This is a genomic window from Bradyrhizobium sp. Arg816, assembly GCF_029989365.1.
GTDB lineage: Bacteria > Pseudomonadota > Alphaproteobacteria > Rhizobiales > Xanthobacteraceae > Bradyrhizobium.
Genome location: NZ_JAPRAQ010000001.1, coordinates 1 through 13,978, shown reverse-complemented (window position 1 = coordinate 13,978; position 13,978 = coordinate 1). Strand labels below are relative to the sequence as shown.

General features: G+C 64.5%; 14 protein-coding genes. 7 read left to right on the top strand and 7 right to left on the bottom strand.

Annotated features, from left to right (window positions below; genetic code table 11):
• Window positions 1-11: 11 nt before the first annotated feature.
• Both OWC48_RS00070 and OWC48_RS00065 read right to left on the bottom strand, forming a co-directional pair.
• Entirely contained in the window at window positions 12-812 is an 801-nt protein-coding gene (locus OWC48_RS00070; protein ID WP_282518090.1) for a type 1 glutamine amidotransferase domain-containing protein, read from the bottom strand.
• A 112-nt stretch (window positions 813-924) separates the two neighbouring features.
• A complete protein-coding gene (locus OWC48_RS00065; protein WP_282518089.1) occupies window positions 925-2,298 on the bottom strand; it encodes an aldehyde dehydrogenase family protein in 1,374 nt (457 codons plus the stop codon).
• A gap of 141 nt (window positions 2,299-2,439) precedes the next feature.
• Here OWC48_RS00065 and OWC48_RS00060 point away from each other — a divergent pair, with 141 nt between their 5' ends.
• Window positions 2,440-2,574, top strand: a complete 135-nt coding sequence (locus tag OWC48_RS00060; protein WP_282518088.1) for a hypothetical protein — start codon at window positions 2,440-2,442, stop codon at window positions 2,572-2,574.
• Window positions 2,575-2,799: 225 nt separating this feature from the next.
• On the opposite strand, the gene OWC48_RS00055 is transcribed toward OWC48_RS00060, so the two are convergent.
• Entirely contained in the window at window positions 2,800-3,975 is a 1,176-nt protein-coding gene (locus OWC48_RS00055) for a patatin-like phospholipase family protein (RefSeq protein ID WP_282518087.1), read from the bottom strand.
• Between the two features lie 220 nt (window positions 3,976-4,195).
• Between OWC48_RS00055 and OWC48_RS00050 the strand changes: the two genes are divergently transcribed.
• The 3 genes from OWC48_RS00050 (at window position 4,196) to OWC48_RS00040 (ending at window position 7,527) form a co-directional block, all read left to right on the top strand.
• Window positions 4,196-4,978, top strand: a complete 783-nt coding sequence (locus OWC48_RS00050) for an acetoacetate decarboxylase (RefSeq protein WP_028153388.1) — start codon at window positions 4,196-4,198, stop codon at window positions 4,976-4,978.
• Window positions 4,979-5,093: 115 nt separating this feature from the next.
• Entirely contained in the window at window positions 5,094-6,113 is a 1,020-nt protein-coding gene (locus tag OWC48_RS00045) for a transporter (RefSeq protein ID WP_282518086.1), read from the top strand.
• 58 nt (window positions 6,114-6,171) lie between these two features.
• The gene (locus tag OWC48_RS00040) at window positions 6,172-7,527 is read left to right on the top strand and encodes a carbohydrate porin (protein ID WP_282518085.1); all 1,356 of its coding nucleotides are present in this window, start codon (window positions 6,172-6,174) and stop codon (window positions 7,525-7,527) included.
• Here OWC48_RS00040 and OWC48_RS00035 read toward each other — a convergent pair.
• The 3 genes from OWC48_RS00035 to OWC48_RS00025 all read right to left on the bottom strand — a co-directional run bounded on the left by OWC48_RS00035 (window position 7,524) and on the right by OWC48_RS00025 (window position 11,271).
• A complete protein-coding gene (locus tag OWC48_RS00035; protein ID WP_282518084.1) occupies window positions 7,524-8,819 on the bottom strand; it encodes an MFS transporter in 1,296 nt (431 codons plus the stop codon). The two genes, OWC48_RS00040 and OWC48_RS00035, sit on opposite strands and share 4 nt — an antisense overlap.
• A 113-nt stretch (window positions 8,820-8,932) precedes the next feature.
• Entirely contained in the window at window positions 8,933-10,129 is a 1,197-nt protein-coding gene (locus OWC48_RS00030) for an acetyl-CoA C-acyltransferase (protein ID WP_282518083.1), read from the bottom strand.
• 371 nt (window positions 10,130-10,500) lie between these two features.
• Window positions 10,501-11,271, bottom strand: a complete 771-nt coding sequence (locus OWC48_RS00025) for an enoyl-CoA hydratase (protein ID WP_282518082.1) — start codon at window positions 11,269-11,271, stop codon at window positions 10,501-10,503.
• Between the two features lie 156 nt (window positions 11,272-11,427).
• Here OWC48_RS00025 and OWC48_RS00020 point away from each other — a divergent pair, with 156 nt between their 5' ends.
• Both OWC48_RS00020 and OWC48_RS00015 read left to right on the top strand, forming a co-directional pair.
• Entirely contained in the window at window positions 11,428-11,961 is a 534-nt protein-coding gene (locus OWC48_RS00020) for a PaaI family thioesterase (RefSeq protein WP_282518081.1), read from the top strand.
• 86 nt (window positions 11,962-12,047) lie between these two features.
• Window positions 12,048-12,668: a TetR/AcrR family transcriptional regulator gene (locus tag OWC48_RS00015; protein WP_282518080.1), complete on the top strand. Its 621-nt coding sequence runs from the start codon at window positions 12,048-12,050 to the stop codon at window positions 12,666-12,668.
• 125 nt (window positions 12,669-12,793) lie between these two features.
• On the opposite strand, the gene OWC48_RS00010 is transcribed toward OWC48_RS00015, so the two are convergent.
• Window positions 12,794-13,702, bottom strand: a complete 909-nt coding sequence (locus OWC48_RS00010) for a LysR family transcriptional regulator (protein WP_282518079.1) — start codon at window positions 13,700-13,702, stop codon at window positions 12,794-12,796.
• 101 nt (window positions 13,703-13,803) lie between these two features.
• Between OWC48_RS00010 and OWC48_RS00005 the strand changes: the two genes are divergently transcribed.
• The coding region (locus OWC48_RS00005; RefSeq protein ID WP_282518938.1) for an aldehyde dehydrogenase family protein at window positions 13,804-13,978 on the top strand (175 nt) is incomplete at its 3' end.

Sequence of the window (13,978 nt, the reverse complement as noted above, 5' to 3'; positions counted from 1 at the left end):
GGGGTGAACGCCTACGCCGCCACAGTGACGCGGTCGAGCGCTGCGATCAGCTTTGCCGCGATGGGATGGTCTGACCGCGGATTCTGGCCGGTGATCAGCTCGCGGTCCTCGACGACGTAGGGCTCGAAATCGACGGCGCTTCGGCTGACCTCGGCACCTGCGGCTCCCAGCGCGTCCGGCATGGTGAAGTAGATCTTGCCGTGCAGGAACTGCTCCTCGATCGGTATCTCTTCCGAGGCGGTGAACACCGTCATCTTGTATCCCGCATATTGCCAGCCCTTGCCCAGCTCCGCGATCTTGGCCTTGTCGCCGGCGATCAGGGCGGCACGATAGGCCTTGGCGTCGGGCAGGGCGGCCAGCGTCGCGATCGGTCCGTGGCAGAGCAGCGCGGTGATCTTCTTCCGTTCATGAAAATATCGCAGGATCTTGCCGAGCTCGGCATCCTGCATGAGGTCGACGACCGGACCCTGGCCGCCGGGGACGAAAACGGCGGCATATTGATCCAGTCCGCCGTCCACGATCGCGCGCAACGTGCGCACGTTGGTCATCGACGGGTCCTTGTCGAAGAAATCGCGTCCCCGCCGGTAGGCTTTCTCGTCGCCGCCGAAATGGGCCGCATGATCGGAGGCCGGATCGATGTATGGTTGCTTGCCGTTCGGCGTGGCCAGCACCACCTCGTAACCGGCATCGACCAAGGCCATCGCGGGCACGACGGTCTCGTTGAGATATTGGCCGGTCGGCCCGGTGCCGCCGCCCTGGATCTCGATACGGGTTGCATTGGAGCCGACAACGAGCACTTTTCCTTTGGACATGGTGTCTCCTGACTGTTGGATTCATCAATTGCCAGCGGCACCCTCGATCGCGGCAAGGGCTGTCCGGGCCACTTCTTCGTCCTGCTCCACCGAGCCTGCGCTTGTGCGGCGACTACCTGAACACGATCATCTTCTCCGCCGTCATCTCGTGCATCGTGTAGGGAATGCCGCCCACGCCATGGCCGGACACGCGGCGGCCCGCGAACGGCATCCAGTCGGTGCGGAAGGCGGTGTGGTCGTTGATCATCACCGCCGCCGCGTCGAGGCGCTCCGCCGCATCGAGCGCGACCGCGAGATCGCGCGTAAAGATGGCGGACTGGAATGAGACCGGAAGCGAGTTGGCTTCCGCGATCGCGTCGTCGATGCGATCGAACGGATAGACGCAGGTCACCGGCCCGAACACCTCCAGCGTGGAAATTTTGGCATCGCGCGGCGGCGAGATCAGGATCGATGGCTTGAGCGTGGTCTCGCTCAACCGGCCGCCCCCGATCTGTCGTGTCCCGGCCGAAACCGCCTCATTGATCCAGCCTTCGACACGCGCAACCTCCTGCGGCGTAATCAGCGGTCCCACCTCTGTCTCGGGGAGCGTCGGGTCTCCCACCTTCAGGGCCTCGACCCTGGCCGCGAAGCGGTCGACGAACTCCTTCTGAAGCGCGGAATGCACATAGATGCGCTGGACCGACACGCAGACTTGCCCCGCGTGGTAATAGCCGCCCTTGGCGATCGGCTCGATGATCTTTTCGAGGTCGGCGCTGCGGTCGACGATGAGGGGCGCGACACCGCCGTGCTCGAGGGCGCAGCGTGCACCGGGGGTGATGACCGATCGCAGATGCCAGCCGACGCGCGCCGAGCCGATGAAGCTCAGGAAGGCGACGCGTGGGTCGGTCGCGAATTTTTCAGGCAGGCTATGATCCTCCGGGAGGAACGTCTGCACCCAGCCTTCGGGCATGCCGGCTTCGTGGACGAGCTTCACGAGCTCGACGCAGCACAGGGGCGTTGTGCCAGCCGGTTTGACGATGACAGGGCAACCCGTCGCGATCGCCGGTGCGATCTGGTGAACGATCAGGTTGAGGGGATGATTGAAGGCCGAGATCGCTGCGACAATGCCGATGGGTTCCTTGATGGTCCATGCCCGCCGGCCATCGCTTGCGGGCGTCAGGCCCATCGGGACCTCGACCCCGCCGCGGGTCCGCAAAAAATCCGCTGCCGAGCGGATGCCGTCGATCGCCCGATCCGTCTCGATCAACGCATCCGTGAGCGGCTTGCCGCCTTCGCGCGCGATCAGGAGACCAAAATCCTGCCGCTTCGCCGAGACCAGATCGGCGAGCCTATTGAGAATGGCGATCCGCTGATGCGGCTTCAGCCAGGCCTTTCGGTCCGCGAACAGCTTTCGCGCGGTCTCGAACTTTGCCTCCAGCGCGGCGGCGTCGTCACTGCCGAGCTCGGTGATCTCTTTTCGGTCGAAGGCCTGTACAATCTTGATCATCATTTTCTCCACGCCGTGTTGTGCTCTTCGCCTGGCGTCCACTATGGCATGGGGCGCGGTGTGGCCAATGTCGCGGATTGGCGCTGAGCGGATCCGTCGTGCGATTTGGCAAATGGCCGGACCGTCCCTGCAAACTTCTCCATGTCCGGCAACAAGGTGGTCATGCAGGTCAACCTCAACGGAATGCAGATTCGGTTCGACGGCGTCATCAATGGTGACGAAATGAGCGGTCAAGTCACGAGCGCACGGCCAATGAGTTACCGCAGGCAGGTGTGATGCCCCAGCGTACGCGCGACATCGAGACCGCGGGGCTGATGCTTTGCGTCACGTCATCGAAGGTCAAAATGGATGGAAGGCGACGATAGTATCATGCCCCTGTTTTGCCCGACGAGTCAAATTGCTTCGGGAAAGCGTAAGTCATTGATCCGCCACGCCCCGGCTACTGTGCATGGGGTTGTTTTCGCAGTTTTTGTTTGGAGCGGTCCGTCTGAAGAGCGCCCGTTACGCGCTCTCCGTCTCCCGGTGCACGTCGTGCACCACGAGGCCCATGCCTTCCTCGGGCATCTTGATCCAGTCGCGGCGCTTCAGCGTGCGCTTGGTGTCCTCGTAGCCGCTTGTCCAGTGCTCGCGCATCGAGGTGCCCGAGAATTCGTGGTCCTTGGCGTCGCCCTCATAGGCCTTCTGCTGGTAGATCAGATGCAGGATCGCGATCTCCGGCATGTTGCGCAGGCTTACCTTGAGGCTACGATCCTCCTCGGACAATTGCTCGTCCGGAATCTTCGCCAGCGCCTTGTAGAGCAGAACCTTGAGATTGTGGGTGCGGCGATAGACGTCGGTGTTGTGGCGCGTGCGCGAGGAATACATGATGTCCTTGTGGCGGGCCATCACGTCCTGGATCGAGCGCGGCAGCACGCCCCGCGCGCTGAACAGGTCGACCTGGAACACCAGCGAGTTGAGCGCATCCTCCTGGTCGAGCAGGTGCTGGAGCGGCGTGTTGGAGACGATGCCGCCGTCCCAGAAATGATCGGTGCCGATCCGCACCATCGGCAGTGCCGGCGGCAGGGCGCCGGAGGCCATGATGTGCTCCGGCTCGATCTCGTCATGGGAATTGTCGAAATAGATGAAGTTGCCCGAGAGCACGTTGACCGCGCCGACCGCGAAGCGGACCTTCTTCTCGTTGATGAGGTCGAAGTCGACGAGCTCCAGCAGGCTCTCCTTCAGCGGCATCGTGTCGTAATAGCTGGTGGCGGTGCGCGCGCCGACCGGGCTGAACCAGGGATTGACCTGGTGCGGGGTGAAGAAGCCGGGCTGGCCCATCGCCGACGTCATCCACGCACTGGTGAGATTGCGCCACTGGCGGAAGATGTCGCCGTCGGGCGTGTAATGCCAGATCTTGCGATTGGTGATGCGCTCCCAGAAGATGCGCAGGGCCTCCAGCCGCTTCTCCGGCTTGTTGCCGGCGATGATGGCAGAATTGATTGCACCGATTGAGACGCCGCAGACCCAGTCGGGCTCGATGCCGGCCTCGTGCAGCGCCTGATAGACGCCGGCCTGGTAGGCGCCGAGCGCGCCGCCACCTTGCAGAACCAGCGCGACGCGGTCGCAGCGTTCGGGGCGCCAGCCCCGCGCGGGAGGCTGATGCGTCTGATGAGCCGGTTGCGACGTGCGGGCGTCCATGGGTGCCTCCTAGCGTGGACCAAACGATTGCGTCCGGCAGTGACGGCGTGATGACAATTTCAGCGCCGATGCATTGTCCGCATGCAGGTCGACCGCAACGGGAATGGCGGGAGGTCGTGCGCCTGACGGAAATCCTTCACATCGCAGTCAATGACGGCGGCTAGCAATTTGCGGTCCAGGCCTGACGCCGCCGGGCGGGCATCACACACAGGAGATCAGGATGCGCAGGGAAGACGTGCTGAGACTTCCGTCCATGCCGGCGGCGGGACCGAGCTATCCGGCCGGGCCCTATCGCTTCGTCAACCGCGAATTCCTCGTCATCACCTACGAGACCGATCCGGAGCTGATCCGCGCCGGCCTGCCTGAGCCGCTGGAGCCGATCGACCAGCCGATCGTGCATTACGAATGGATCAAGATGCCGGACTCCTCCGGCTTCGGCAGCTACACCGAATCCGGCCTCGTCATCCCCGCGCGTCTCAACGGCGAGGAGGTCAATTTCGTCTCGCAGATGTATCTGGACGACGATCCGCCGATCGCGGCGGGCCGCGAGATCTGGGGCTTTCCCAAGAAATACGCCCATCCCAAGCTCGAGATCGTCAAGGACACGCTGACGGGCACGCTGGAATATGCCGGCCAGCTCGTCGCCATGGGCACGATGGGCTACAAGCACGAGAGCATGGCCGGCAACGGCGATCGCACCCGTGCGACGCTGTCGAAGACGCAGATCAATCTGAAGATGATCCCGGGCGTCGACGGCCGTCTCGAAGTCTGTCAGCTCGTCGCGATCAACCTCATCGACATCGTGCCGAAAGGCTCCTGGATGGGGCCCGGCCGGCTGCATCTGGTGCCCCACGTCAACGCGCCGGTCGCGGATTTCCCGGTTCGCCGCTGCCTCGGCGCGCACCACTACATCGCCGATCTCACGCTGCCGTTCGGCCGCGTCGTGCACGACTACGTCAAGGAGGCCGAGGCGGTGGCCGCGACGGGGCTGGCCGCGGAGTAGGGCGGCACCATCATCAAACTGTAACAAAGCCGTAATTGAGTACCCGCGAGAGGTTCGGAAGATGCCGTCAGCCATCTTCCGGAAGCGGGGCATTTATTGACAATTGGGGTTGGCCATGGCTGAGCCGGCGAAGCTTGTCAGCGCGATATCGGATTCCGTGCCCGCCATTCCCGGCTTGGTCTGGGCGTTCCGGCTGCACGGCGACGGCAGTGCCGAGGCGCTGCCGATCGACCAGCCGATCGAGTTCAGCCATGACGGCCGGCTCTGGCTGCATTTCAACCTGACCGATGCGCGCGCGCCGCCCTGGATCGCAGCGTCACAGCTGCCGCCGCTTGCGCGTGACCTCCTGCTGTCCAACGACACCTTCCAGCAGCTTCACGTCATCGACCACTGCGTCTACGGGGTCTTCTCCGATCTCGTGCGCGACATCGACAGCGCGACGGAAGAGACCGCGTTCCTGCGTTTCGCCATGACCGAGCATCTTCTCGTCAGCGGCCGGCATCAGGCGCTGTGCTCGGCTGATGCGACGCGCCGCGTGCTCGAAGGCGGCTACCGCGTCGACAACGTCGCCCATCTCCTGGAAAAGATCGTCGACGAGGTCGCCGACACGCTGGACCGGATGGCGGACAAGCTCGGCCAGGAGATCGACGACATCGAGGAACGGATTTTGGCCGACGACGCCAAGCCGGAGATGCGCCGCAATCTCGGCCGGCTGCGCCGGACCTGCGTCAGACTGCATCGCCAGCTCACCGGCCTGCGCGTGCTGTTCCACCGCCTCGATCAGAAGAATACCGATCATCTCTCGCCGGCCTTACGCATTCACGCCGGCAAGCTGGCGCAGCGGCTGGACGGGCTCGATCACGACATCGTCGAGCTCCGCGAACGCAGCCGCCTGCTCGAGGAGGAGCTGCGTTTCAAGAACGAGGAGGAGAGCAACCGCCACCTCCACACGCTCTCCATCGTGACCTCGCTGTTGCTGCCGCCGACCCTGATCACCGGCATCTTCGGCATGAACACCAAGGGCCTGCCGCTGACCGACGTCGAGAGCGGATTTCTCGTGGCGGCGCTGCTGATGGCCTCTTCGGTCGGCGCGGCCTATCTCTTCATGCGGCGCACGGGCATCTTCAAAAAATAGCGTATTGACCGTGAGTTGGCGTGCCCATCAATCTCCGTTGCGACGCGCGGCCGCCATTGTGCTGGCCTCAACGGTCGCGAGCACGAGCGCGCTCGCCGGCGCCAAGGACGAAAGCGCGGCCGAATGGCTGGCGCCAAAATGGTTCAACGAATGGCATGACGGGCTCGCCAACAAGGGCCTGAATTTCGGCGCCACCTATATCGCCGACAACATCGCCAACGTCTCCGGCGGGGTGAAGCGCGGCGCCATCCATTTCGGCCGCCTCGATCTCTCGGTCGATGCCGATCTCGACAAGCTGGTGGGCTGGACCGGCGGCCGCTTCTACGCCAATGCGTTCGTGATCTACGGCCAGGGGCTGAGCCGCAATTACGTGATGAACCTCGCCACCATCAGCGAGATCGAGGCACTGCCAGACCGGCGGCTCTACAACGCCTATTTCGAGCAGAGCTTCTTCGGCGACCGCCTGAACATCAGGGCCGGCCAGCAGGCCGCCGACGTCGAGTTCTTCGACAGCCAGACCGACGACCTCTTCATCAACGGCACCTTCGGCTGGCCCGCGATCAAGGCGAGCAATCTTCCCGCCGGCGGCCCGGCACCGCCGATCGCTGTGCCCGGCATCCGCATCAAGGCGGCGCTGACCGAAAACATCACCGCGTTCGGTGCGGTGTTCAACGGCGATCCGTCAGGCCCGGGCGAGGCGGATCCGCAGCTGCGCGACCATCATGGTCTGGCGTTCCGCGTCAACGATCCGCCGTGGGTGATCGGGCAGGTCCGCTTCAACTACGACATCGATCTCGGAGGCCGGCCGCTCGCCGGCAATTTCACGCCGGGCGCCTGGAAGCATTACGGCTCGTTCGACAGCCAGCGCTTTACGGCGGAGGGGCTGTCGATCGCCGATCCCGGCGGGAGCGGTGTGCCTGCAAGACTTCGCGGCAATTACGGTATCTTCGCCGTCGTCGAGCAAGTGCTCTATCGCCCGCCGGAGGTGAAGGACAACACCACGTCAGCCTCGATCCCGGGCGTCACCGCGTTCGGCCGCATCGCCTACAGCCCGCCGGACCGCAATCTGATCGACCTTTACGTGGACGGCGGCATCGGCTTCGTCGGCTTCACGCCAGGCCGTCCGCTCGATCGCTTCGGCGTGGCGATGGCCTATATGCGGATTTCGAACACCGCGCGCAATCTTGATCTCGATACGCAGGCCTTCACCGGCATCCAGAGCCCGGTGCGCAGCAACGAGACGCTGATCGAGATGATCTACGAGGCGCATATCAAGCCGGGCTGGCTGATCGCACCATACTTCCAATACGTGTTCCGCCCCTCCGGTGGCGTCCCCAATCCGAACGATCCGACCGGCGTGTCGCGGATCGGTGACGCCGCCGTCTTCGGCGTCACCACCACGATCAGGTACTAGGCCATCGCCGGCTTCGGCTCGACCTTCGGTTGCCGCGACAGCGCCAGCACGATCAGCGAGGCAAACACGCAGAGCGCGCCGGCGATGAAGAACGCGGGCAGGTAGCTCTCATAGACAGTCCGCGAGAAACCGGCGCCGAACGCCGCGGTGCCTGCGCCGAGCTGATGGCCGGCAAAGATCCAGCCGAACACCAGATTGGCGCGCTCGGGTCCGAACTTCTGCGCGGTGAGCCGCACCGTCGGCGGCACCGTGGCGATCCAGTCGAGCCCGTAGAACATCGCGAAGATCGACAGCCCGTAGAACGAGAAATCGCTGAAGGGCAGGAAGATCAGCGAGAGGCCGCGCAGGCCGTAGTACCAGAACAGGAGGTAGCGATTATCGTAGCGGTCCGACAGCCAGCCCGACATGATGGTGCCGAAGAAGTCGAAGATGCCCATCGCGGCGAGCAGGCTTGCGGCCTGCACCTGCGGGATGCCGAAATCGAGGCACATCGGAATCAAATGCACCTGGACGAGGCCGTTGGTCGAGGCGCCGCAGACGAAGAAGGTCGCAAACAGGATCCAGAACGCGCGCGACTTCGAGGCGTCGCGCAGCGTGCCGAGCGCCACGCCCGTGATCGAGCCATGGCTGACCGGCGGAGCCGGCAGGGGCTCGGTGCCTTCGTCGCCGAACGGGCGCAGGCCCAGATCGCTCGGCCGGTCGCGCATCGCGAGGAGAACCGCAACGGCCGAAACGCATAGCGCGATGCAGACGAAGCCGAGCGCGAGCCGCCAGCCGTAACGCTCGGTCAGGCTTGCGAGCAGCGGCAGGAAGACGAGCTGGCCGGTAGCGACGCTCGCGGTCATGATGCCGACGACGAGGCCGCGCCGCGCGGCGAACCAGCGCGTCGCGATAGTGGCGCCCAGCACCAGCGCGGTCATGCCGGTGCCGATGCCGATCACGACGCCCCACAGCAACACGAGCTGCCAGACTTCGGTCATGCCCAGCGAAAGGACCAGCGCCGAGACCACGATGAGCTGTGCAGTCAACGTGACGTTGCGCAGGCCGTAACGGTTGAGCAGGGCGGCCGCGAACGGCGCCATCAGCCCGAACAGGATGAAGCGGATCGACAGCGCGGAGGAAATCTGCGCCGTGCTCCAGCCGAACTCGTGCTGAAGCGGGACGATGAACACGCCGGGCGCACCGACCGTGCCGGCGCTGATCAGCGCGGTGAGGAAGGTCACGCCGACCATCACCCAGCCGTAGTGGATATTGCGGCGGCTGAGTGTCGCCGCGAGCCAGTTCGAGATCATTGGGCCTCAATGTTTGATGGGCAGGCTTTGAGACACCTGCACGAGCTTGCAGAATGGCACGGGACGTGTCTGTCGAAAATGACAGAGTTCCCTCATTTTCGGACGTATCTTGGTCAGTGCGTCAGACGCTCCACGGCGATGGCCGTGGCTTCACCGCCGCCAATGCAGAGTGCCGCGACGCCGCGCTTGAGGTTGTGCGCCTCGAGCGCGTGCAGCAGCGTCACGATCAGCCGCGCGCCGGTGGCACCGATGGGATGGCCGAGCGCGCAGGCGCCGCCGTTGATGTTCAGCTTGTCGCGGGGAATGCCGAGATCGCGCTGCGCCGCCATCGCTACCACGGCGAAGGCCTCGTTGATCTCGAACAGATCGACGTCGCCGGCGCTCCAGCCGACCTTGTCGAGCAGCTTGCGGATCGCCGGGATCGGCGCCGTCGTGAACCATTGCGGTTCCTGGCTGTGGGTGGCGTGGCCCTTGATCTCGGCAATTGCCGGCAGGCCGTTGCGATCCGCGAGTGAGCGCTTCGTCAGCACCAGCGCGGCGGCGCCGTCGGCATTTGCGGAGGAGGCCGCCGGCGTGATGGTGCCGTTGGCGCGGAACGCCGGCTTCAATCCGGGGATTTTTGCAGGATCGACCTTCAACGGATGTTCGTCATTGGCGATGATGCGCGGGCCTGCTTTCTCGGTGAGCGTGATCGGCGCGATCTCGGCCTTGAACGCGCCGCCCTCGACCGCCTTGCGCGCGCGGCTCAGCGTCTCCATCGCATAGGCATCCTGGTCCTTGCGGGTGAACTGATAGGCCTCCGCGGTGGCCTCGCCGAAATCGCCCATGGAGCGGCCGGTCTCGTAGGCATCCTCCAGCCCGTCCATCATCATGTGGTCGATGATGCGGTCGTGCCCGGCGCGGTAACCACCGCGTGCCTTGGCGAGGAGATAGGGCGCGTTGCTCATGCTCTCCATGCCGCCGGAGACGACGATCTCGGCCGAGCCGGCGCGGATGATGTCGTGCGCCAGCATGGTCGCCTTCATGCCGGAGCCGCAGACCTTGTTGACCGTGGTCGCGCCCGTGGCGTCGGGCAGGCCGGCGCTACGTGCCGCCTGGCGCGCCGGCGCCTGGCCTTGTCCGGCCGGCAGCACGCAGCCCATGAAGACCTCGTCGACCTTCTCGGGCGCGAGCCTGGCGCGCTCAAGTGCCGCACCGATGACGTGGGATCCGAGCTTGTGTGCCGCCAGCGGCGACAGCTCGCCCATGAAGCGGCCGAGCGGGGTGCGGGCGGCGGAGACGATGACGACGGGATCGGCGGCTTCGGCCATGATGAAACTCCCAGCGATGACGAGAAAGATTATGATCATCATATGATGCGGCGCAAAAAATGCAACCGCGGCCGGCATGAGAAATTGTCGTGGCTCGGATGAGATTTGGTCGTTCGATCGGAGGAGGGGCTGTGATTATGGAAACGAAGGCGCTTCCCCAATGACGGTGTCATGCCTCGCGACCCGGCTACGCCAAGGCTTCGCCGGGGCTGAAGTCTAGGGGCGCCGAAGCTTTAGCGTAGGCGGCAGGCGGGGCATCCAGTACGCCGCGGCCTCTCCGTATCCACGCACGGCCTCTGGAATACTGGATCGCCCGCTTTCGCGGGCGATGACAGCTTCATGCGGAACGATCACGGCACCCCGTCCAGCGCCTACCGCTTCCTGTTCACAAACGCGCCCATCAGCCGTGTCGGCTCGTCCGTCAGGAACGATTCGCCGAACACCTTGACGCTGAGATTCACCGACTCCGTCAGCGGCAATTCCTCCCATTGCCGCAGCAGCGCCTTTTGCGAGCGCAGCGCCTCGGGGCCGCATTCGAGCAACGCCTTCACAACGTGTTCGACCTCGGCATCCAATCCGCCCTCCGGCGCGACCTTGTCGATCAGTCCCCAGGCCAGCGCCGTCGGTGCGTCGATGTTCTCCGCGGTCATCACCAGCCAGCGGGCATGGGCCCAGCCGATCAGGCGCGGCAGCAGGGCTGCATGGATCACCGAGGGGATGCCGACGCGAACCTCCGGCATGCCGAAATGCGCATCATGCGCGGCGACCCGGAAGTCGCAGGCGGCGGCGACTTCGAGGCCGCCGCCGAGGCACCAGCCTGGCATGCGTGCGATCACCGGCGCCGGGAATTGGCGCACGGCCTCGCAGAGATCGCGCAGGCGGCTGATGAAGGCTTCGGCTGACTTCTGGTCGAGCTTTGCCATCTCCTTGATGTCGGCGCCGCCGATCATGCTCTTCTCGCTCTGGCCGCGCAGCACCACAACACGGATGCTCCGGTCGGAAGCGAGCTGCTGCAGGCCTTCGCGGACCGCATCGGTCACGGGCGATCCGAGGATGTTGAGCGGGCCGGCGTTGCAGATCGCGACATGAACGACGCCGCGCGTATCGCGCGTCACGCCGCAGTGATTGTTGAGCATTTCCATCAGTGCATCTCGGAGCTTTCGTGGACATGCGCGGGGCGCGCGCGTCGGGATCACTTCGGTGCCGAAACGCCCTGCTTGTCAAGCAGGCAGGAGAGGGGCAGTTGCCATCGCGAAGTCCGTCGCATAGTATGACAAATATCATATAAAGAGGCGATCATGACTGACAACGATCAACTCGACCTGTTTTCGCCCGCGCAGCGGCGTGAGCGCGTGGTGGACTGGCAGGTGCCTGCGCCGGTTGCAAAAGCAGCGATGGGGCTTTCAGGCATGGACGCGATGCTGGGAATCCGCGACGGGCGGTTGCCGCCGCCGCCCTTCGCAAAATTGATCGGTTTCATCATGGCCGTGGTCGAGCCGGGCCGGATCGTGATGGAACTGGAGCCGCGCGAGGATCTCGAAAATACCATCGGGCTCCTGCACGGCGCGACCGCCGCGGCGCTGATCGATACCGCCATGGGCTGCGCCATCTCGACGCGGCTGGAGGCGGGGCAATCGTCAGTGACGCTCGACCTGAAAATGACGTTCCTGCGCCCGCTGTCGGTCCGTTCCGGGCTGATCTCGGCCGAAGGCAAGATCATCAAGCTGGGGCGTCAGACCAGTTACACGGAAGGTTTCGTGCGCGACGGCAAGGGTGCGCTCGCAGTCCATGCAACTGCAACCTTTTCCATGATCGGCGCGACAACTTCATGATCGGCGCGACAACTTAACGTGAATTAATGCATCGCGCGGTCCATTTCTGTGTTATGGGATGATCTCCGACATTCAATGAGACTCGCATGCGCTATTCCCGGGAACACAAGCAGGAAACCCACGACCGCATCGTGAAGAAAGCCTCCGTGCGGCTGCGGGAAAAAGGCGCGCACGGCATCGGCGTCGCCGACCTCATGAAGGAGGCGGGCCTGACCCATGGCGGCTTCTACGCGCATTTCGACTCGCGCGAGGCGCTGGTGATCGAGGCCTTTGCCTACGCCATGGACCGCTCTATGGAGCACTGGCGCAAGCAGTCCGATCAGGTCGCGCCCGAAAAGCAACTGACGCAGATCGTCGAGACCTATCTCTCGGCGTTGCATCGGGACAATCCCGGCCACGGCTGCTCGATTCCCGCGCTCGGCGCGGAGATCGCCCGCGAGAGCCCGAAGACGCGCAAGGCCTTTGCCGGAAAGCTCGACGAGATGGTCGAGATGATGACCGATTTCATCCCCAATTTGCCGCGCAAGGCCGCGCGCAAGCAGGCGATCGCCACGCTGGCCACGATGGCCGGCACCATGCTGCTGGCGCGCATTGCCGGCTCCAGCGAACTGTCGGACGAGGTGCTGAAGGCCGGCAAGGACAGCGCGCTCGATGGCGCGAAGCGCGAGCCGAAGGTGACGGCGGCGAAGAAGGTGAAGCAGAGTTAGGCCTTAGCCAAGCGCTCAGGTGCCGTAGGGTGGCAAAGGCGCGTCAGCACCGTGCCCACCATCTCTCTACGATCGCGGGTGACGTGGTGGGCACGCTTCGCTTTGCCCACCCTACGAAACCGTCGTTACCGCCCCGCAAACAACGCCCGCTCGCGCTCCACGATCTCGCCGATGTAATCGGCCACCGCGCGGATCCGCGCGAGATCCTTGCTATCCGCGTGCATCAGCATCCAGAACGTCCGCGTGATCGATATCTCCTCCGGCAGCACCGCCACCAGCTGCGGATAATCACTCGCCATGAAATGCGGCAGCACGGCGATGCCGAAGCCCGCGAGCGTGGAGTTGAGCTGCGCGATCAGATTGGCGCTGCGAAAGCGTGCCGAAATCCGCGGCGATACTTGCGGGAGGTAATCGAGCTCGGGCGTGAACAGGAGCTCCTCGATATAGCCGACGAAGCGATGCTGCGGCAGCACCTCGCGCGAGGTGATCTTCGGGAAACGGTCGAGATAGGCCGGCGCCGCATAAAGCCCGAGGCGGTAGTCCAGCAGCTTGCGGCCGACGATGCGGCCTTCCTTCGGCATGGTCAGGCTGATCGCGATATCGGCCTCGCGCTTGGAGAGACTGAACAGCCGCGCGGTGGCCACAAGTTGCAGATCGAGGTCGGGATAGCGGTCGGCGAAGGGCGCCAGGCGCGGCGCCAGGAAGGCGGTGCCGAACCCGTCGGGCGCGCCGATCCGCACCGTTCCGGTCAGCCGCGCGACCGAGCCGCCGACCTGCTCCTGGTTGGCGACGATGGTCGATTCCATCGCTTCCGCGCTGTCGGCGACGCGCTGGCCGGCCTCGGTGAGGAGATAGCCGGTCTTGCGCCGGTCAAACAGCTTTGCCGAGAGGTGTCTCTCCAGCCGGTCGACGCGGCGGATCACGGTGGCGTGGTCCACTCCGAGCTGTTTAGCCGCAGCCGAAACCGAGCCGCCCCGCACGATGGCCAGCACGAAGCGGAAGTCGTCCCAGTCGATGCTACCTTGATCCAGCATTTTCGCACATCTATGGTGCATTATCTCAGACTTGAATCCTATAAAATGCAGGTCGATAGGATTTGTCAAAGCGTTCACGCTCGACCTCAGGAGATCATTCCATGCGTTCAATCGGACATTTCATCGGTGGCAAGGAGGTCAAGGGCACCTCGGGCCGGACGGCAGACGTTTTCGAGCCGATGACCGGTGACGTCCAGGCCAAGGTGGCGCTGGCGTCCAAGGCCGAGGTCCGCGCTGCCGTCGAGAACGCCCGCGCCGCGCAGCCGGAATGGGCCG

Excerpts from the sequence above, each read along its gene's own strand:
- OWC48_RS00055 (WP_282518087.1), bottom strand. The coding sequence starts at position 3,975 with ATGGACGCCCGCACGTCGCAACCGGCTCATCAGACGCATCAGCCTCCC.
- OWC48_RS00070 (WP_282518090.1), bottom strand. The coding sequence starts at position 812 with ATGTCCAAAGGAAAAGTGCTCGTTGTCGGCTCCAATGCAACCCGTATC.
- OWC48_RS00065 (WP_282518089.1), bottom strand. The coding sequence starts at position 2,298 with ATGATCAAGATTGTACAGGCCTTCGACCGAAAAGAGATCACCGAGCTC.
- OWC48_RS00060 (WP_282518088.1), top strand. The coding sequence starts at position 2,440 with ATGTCCGGCAACAAGGTGGTCATGCAGGTCAACCTCAACGGAATGCAG.
- OWC48_RS00030 (WP_282518083.1), bottom strand. The coding sequence starts at position 10,129 with ATGGCCGAAGCCGCCGATCCCGTCGTCATCGTCTCCGCCGCCCGCACC.
- OWC48_RS00025 (WP_282518082.1), bottom strand. The coding sequence starts at position 11,271 with ATGGAAATGCTCAACAATCACTGCGGCGTGACGCGCGATACGCGCGGC.
- OWC48_RS00020 (WP_282518081.1), top strand. The coding sequence starts at position 11,428 with ATGACTGACAACGATCAACTCGACCTGTTTTCGCCCGCGCAGCGGCGT.
- OWC48_RS00050 (WP_028153388.1), top strand. The coding sequence starts at position 4,196 with ATGCGCAGGGAAGACGTGCTGAGACTTCCGTCCATGCCGGCGGCGGGA.
- OWC48_RS00010 (WP_282518079.1), bottom strand. The coding sequence starts at position 13,702 with ATGCTGGATCAAGGTAGCATCGACTGGGACGACTTCCGCTTCGTGCTG.
- OWC48_RS00045 (WP_282518086.1), top strand. The coding sequence starts at position 5,094 with ATGGCTGAGCCGGCGAAGCTTGTCAGCGCGATATCGGATTCCGTGCCC.
- OWC48_RS00015 (WP_282518080.1), top strand. The coding sequence starts at position 12,048 with ATGCGCTATTCCCGGGAACACAAGCAGGAAACCCACGACCGCATCGTG.
- OWC48_RS00035 (WP_282518084.1), bottom strand. The coding sequence starts at position 8,819 with ATGATCTCGAACTGGCTCGCGGCGACACTCAGCCGCCGCAATATCCAC.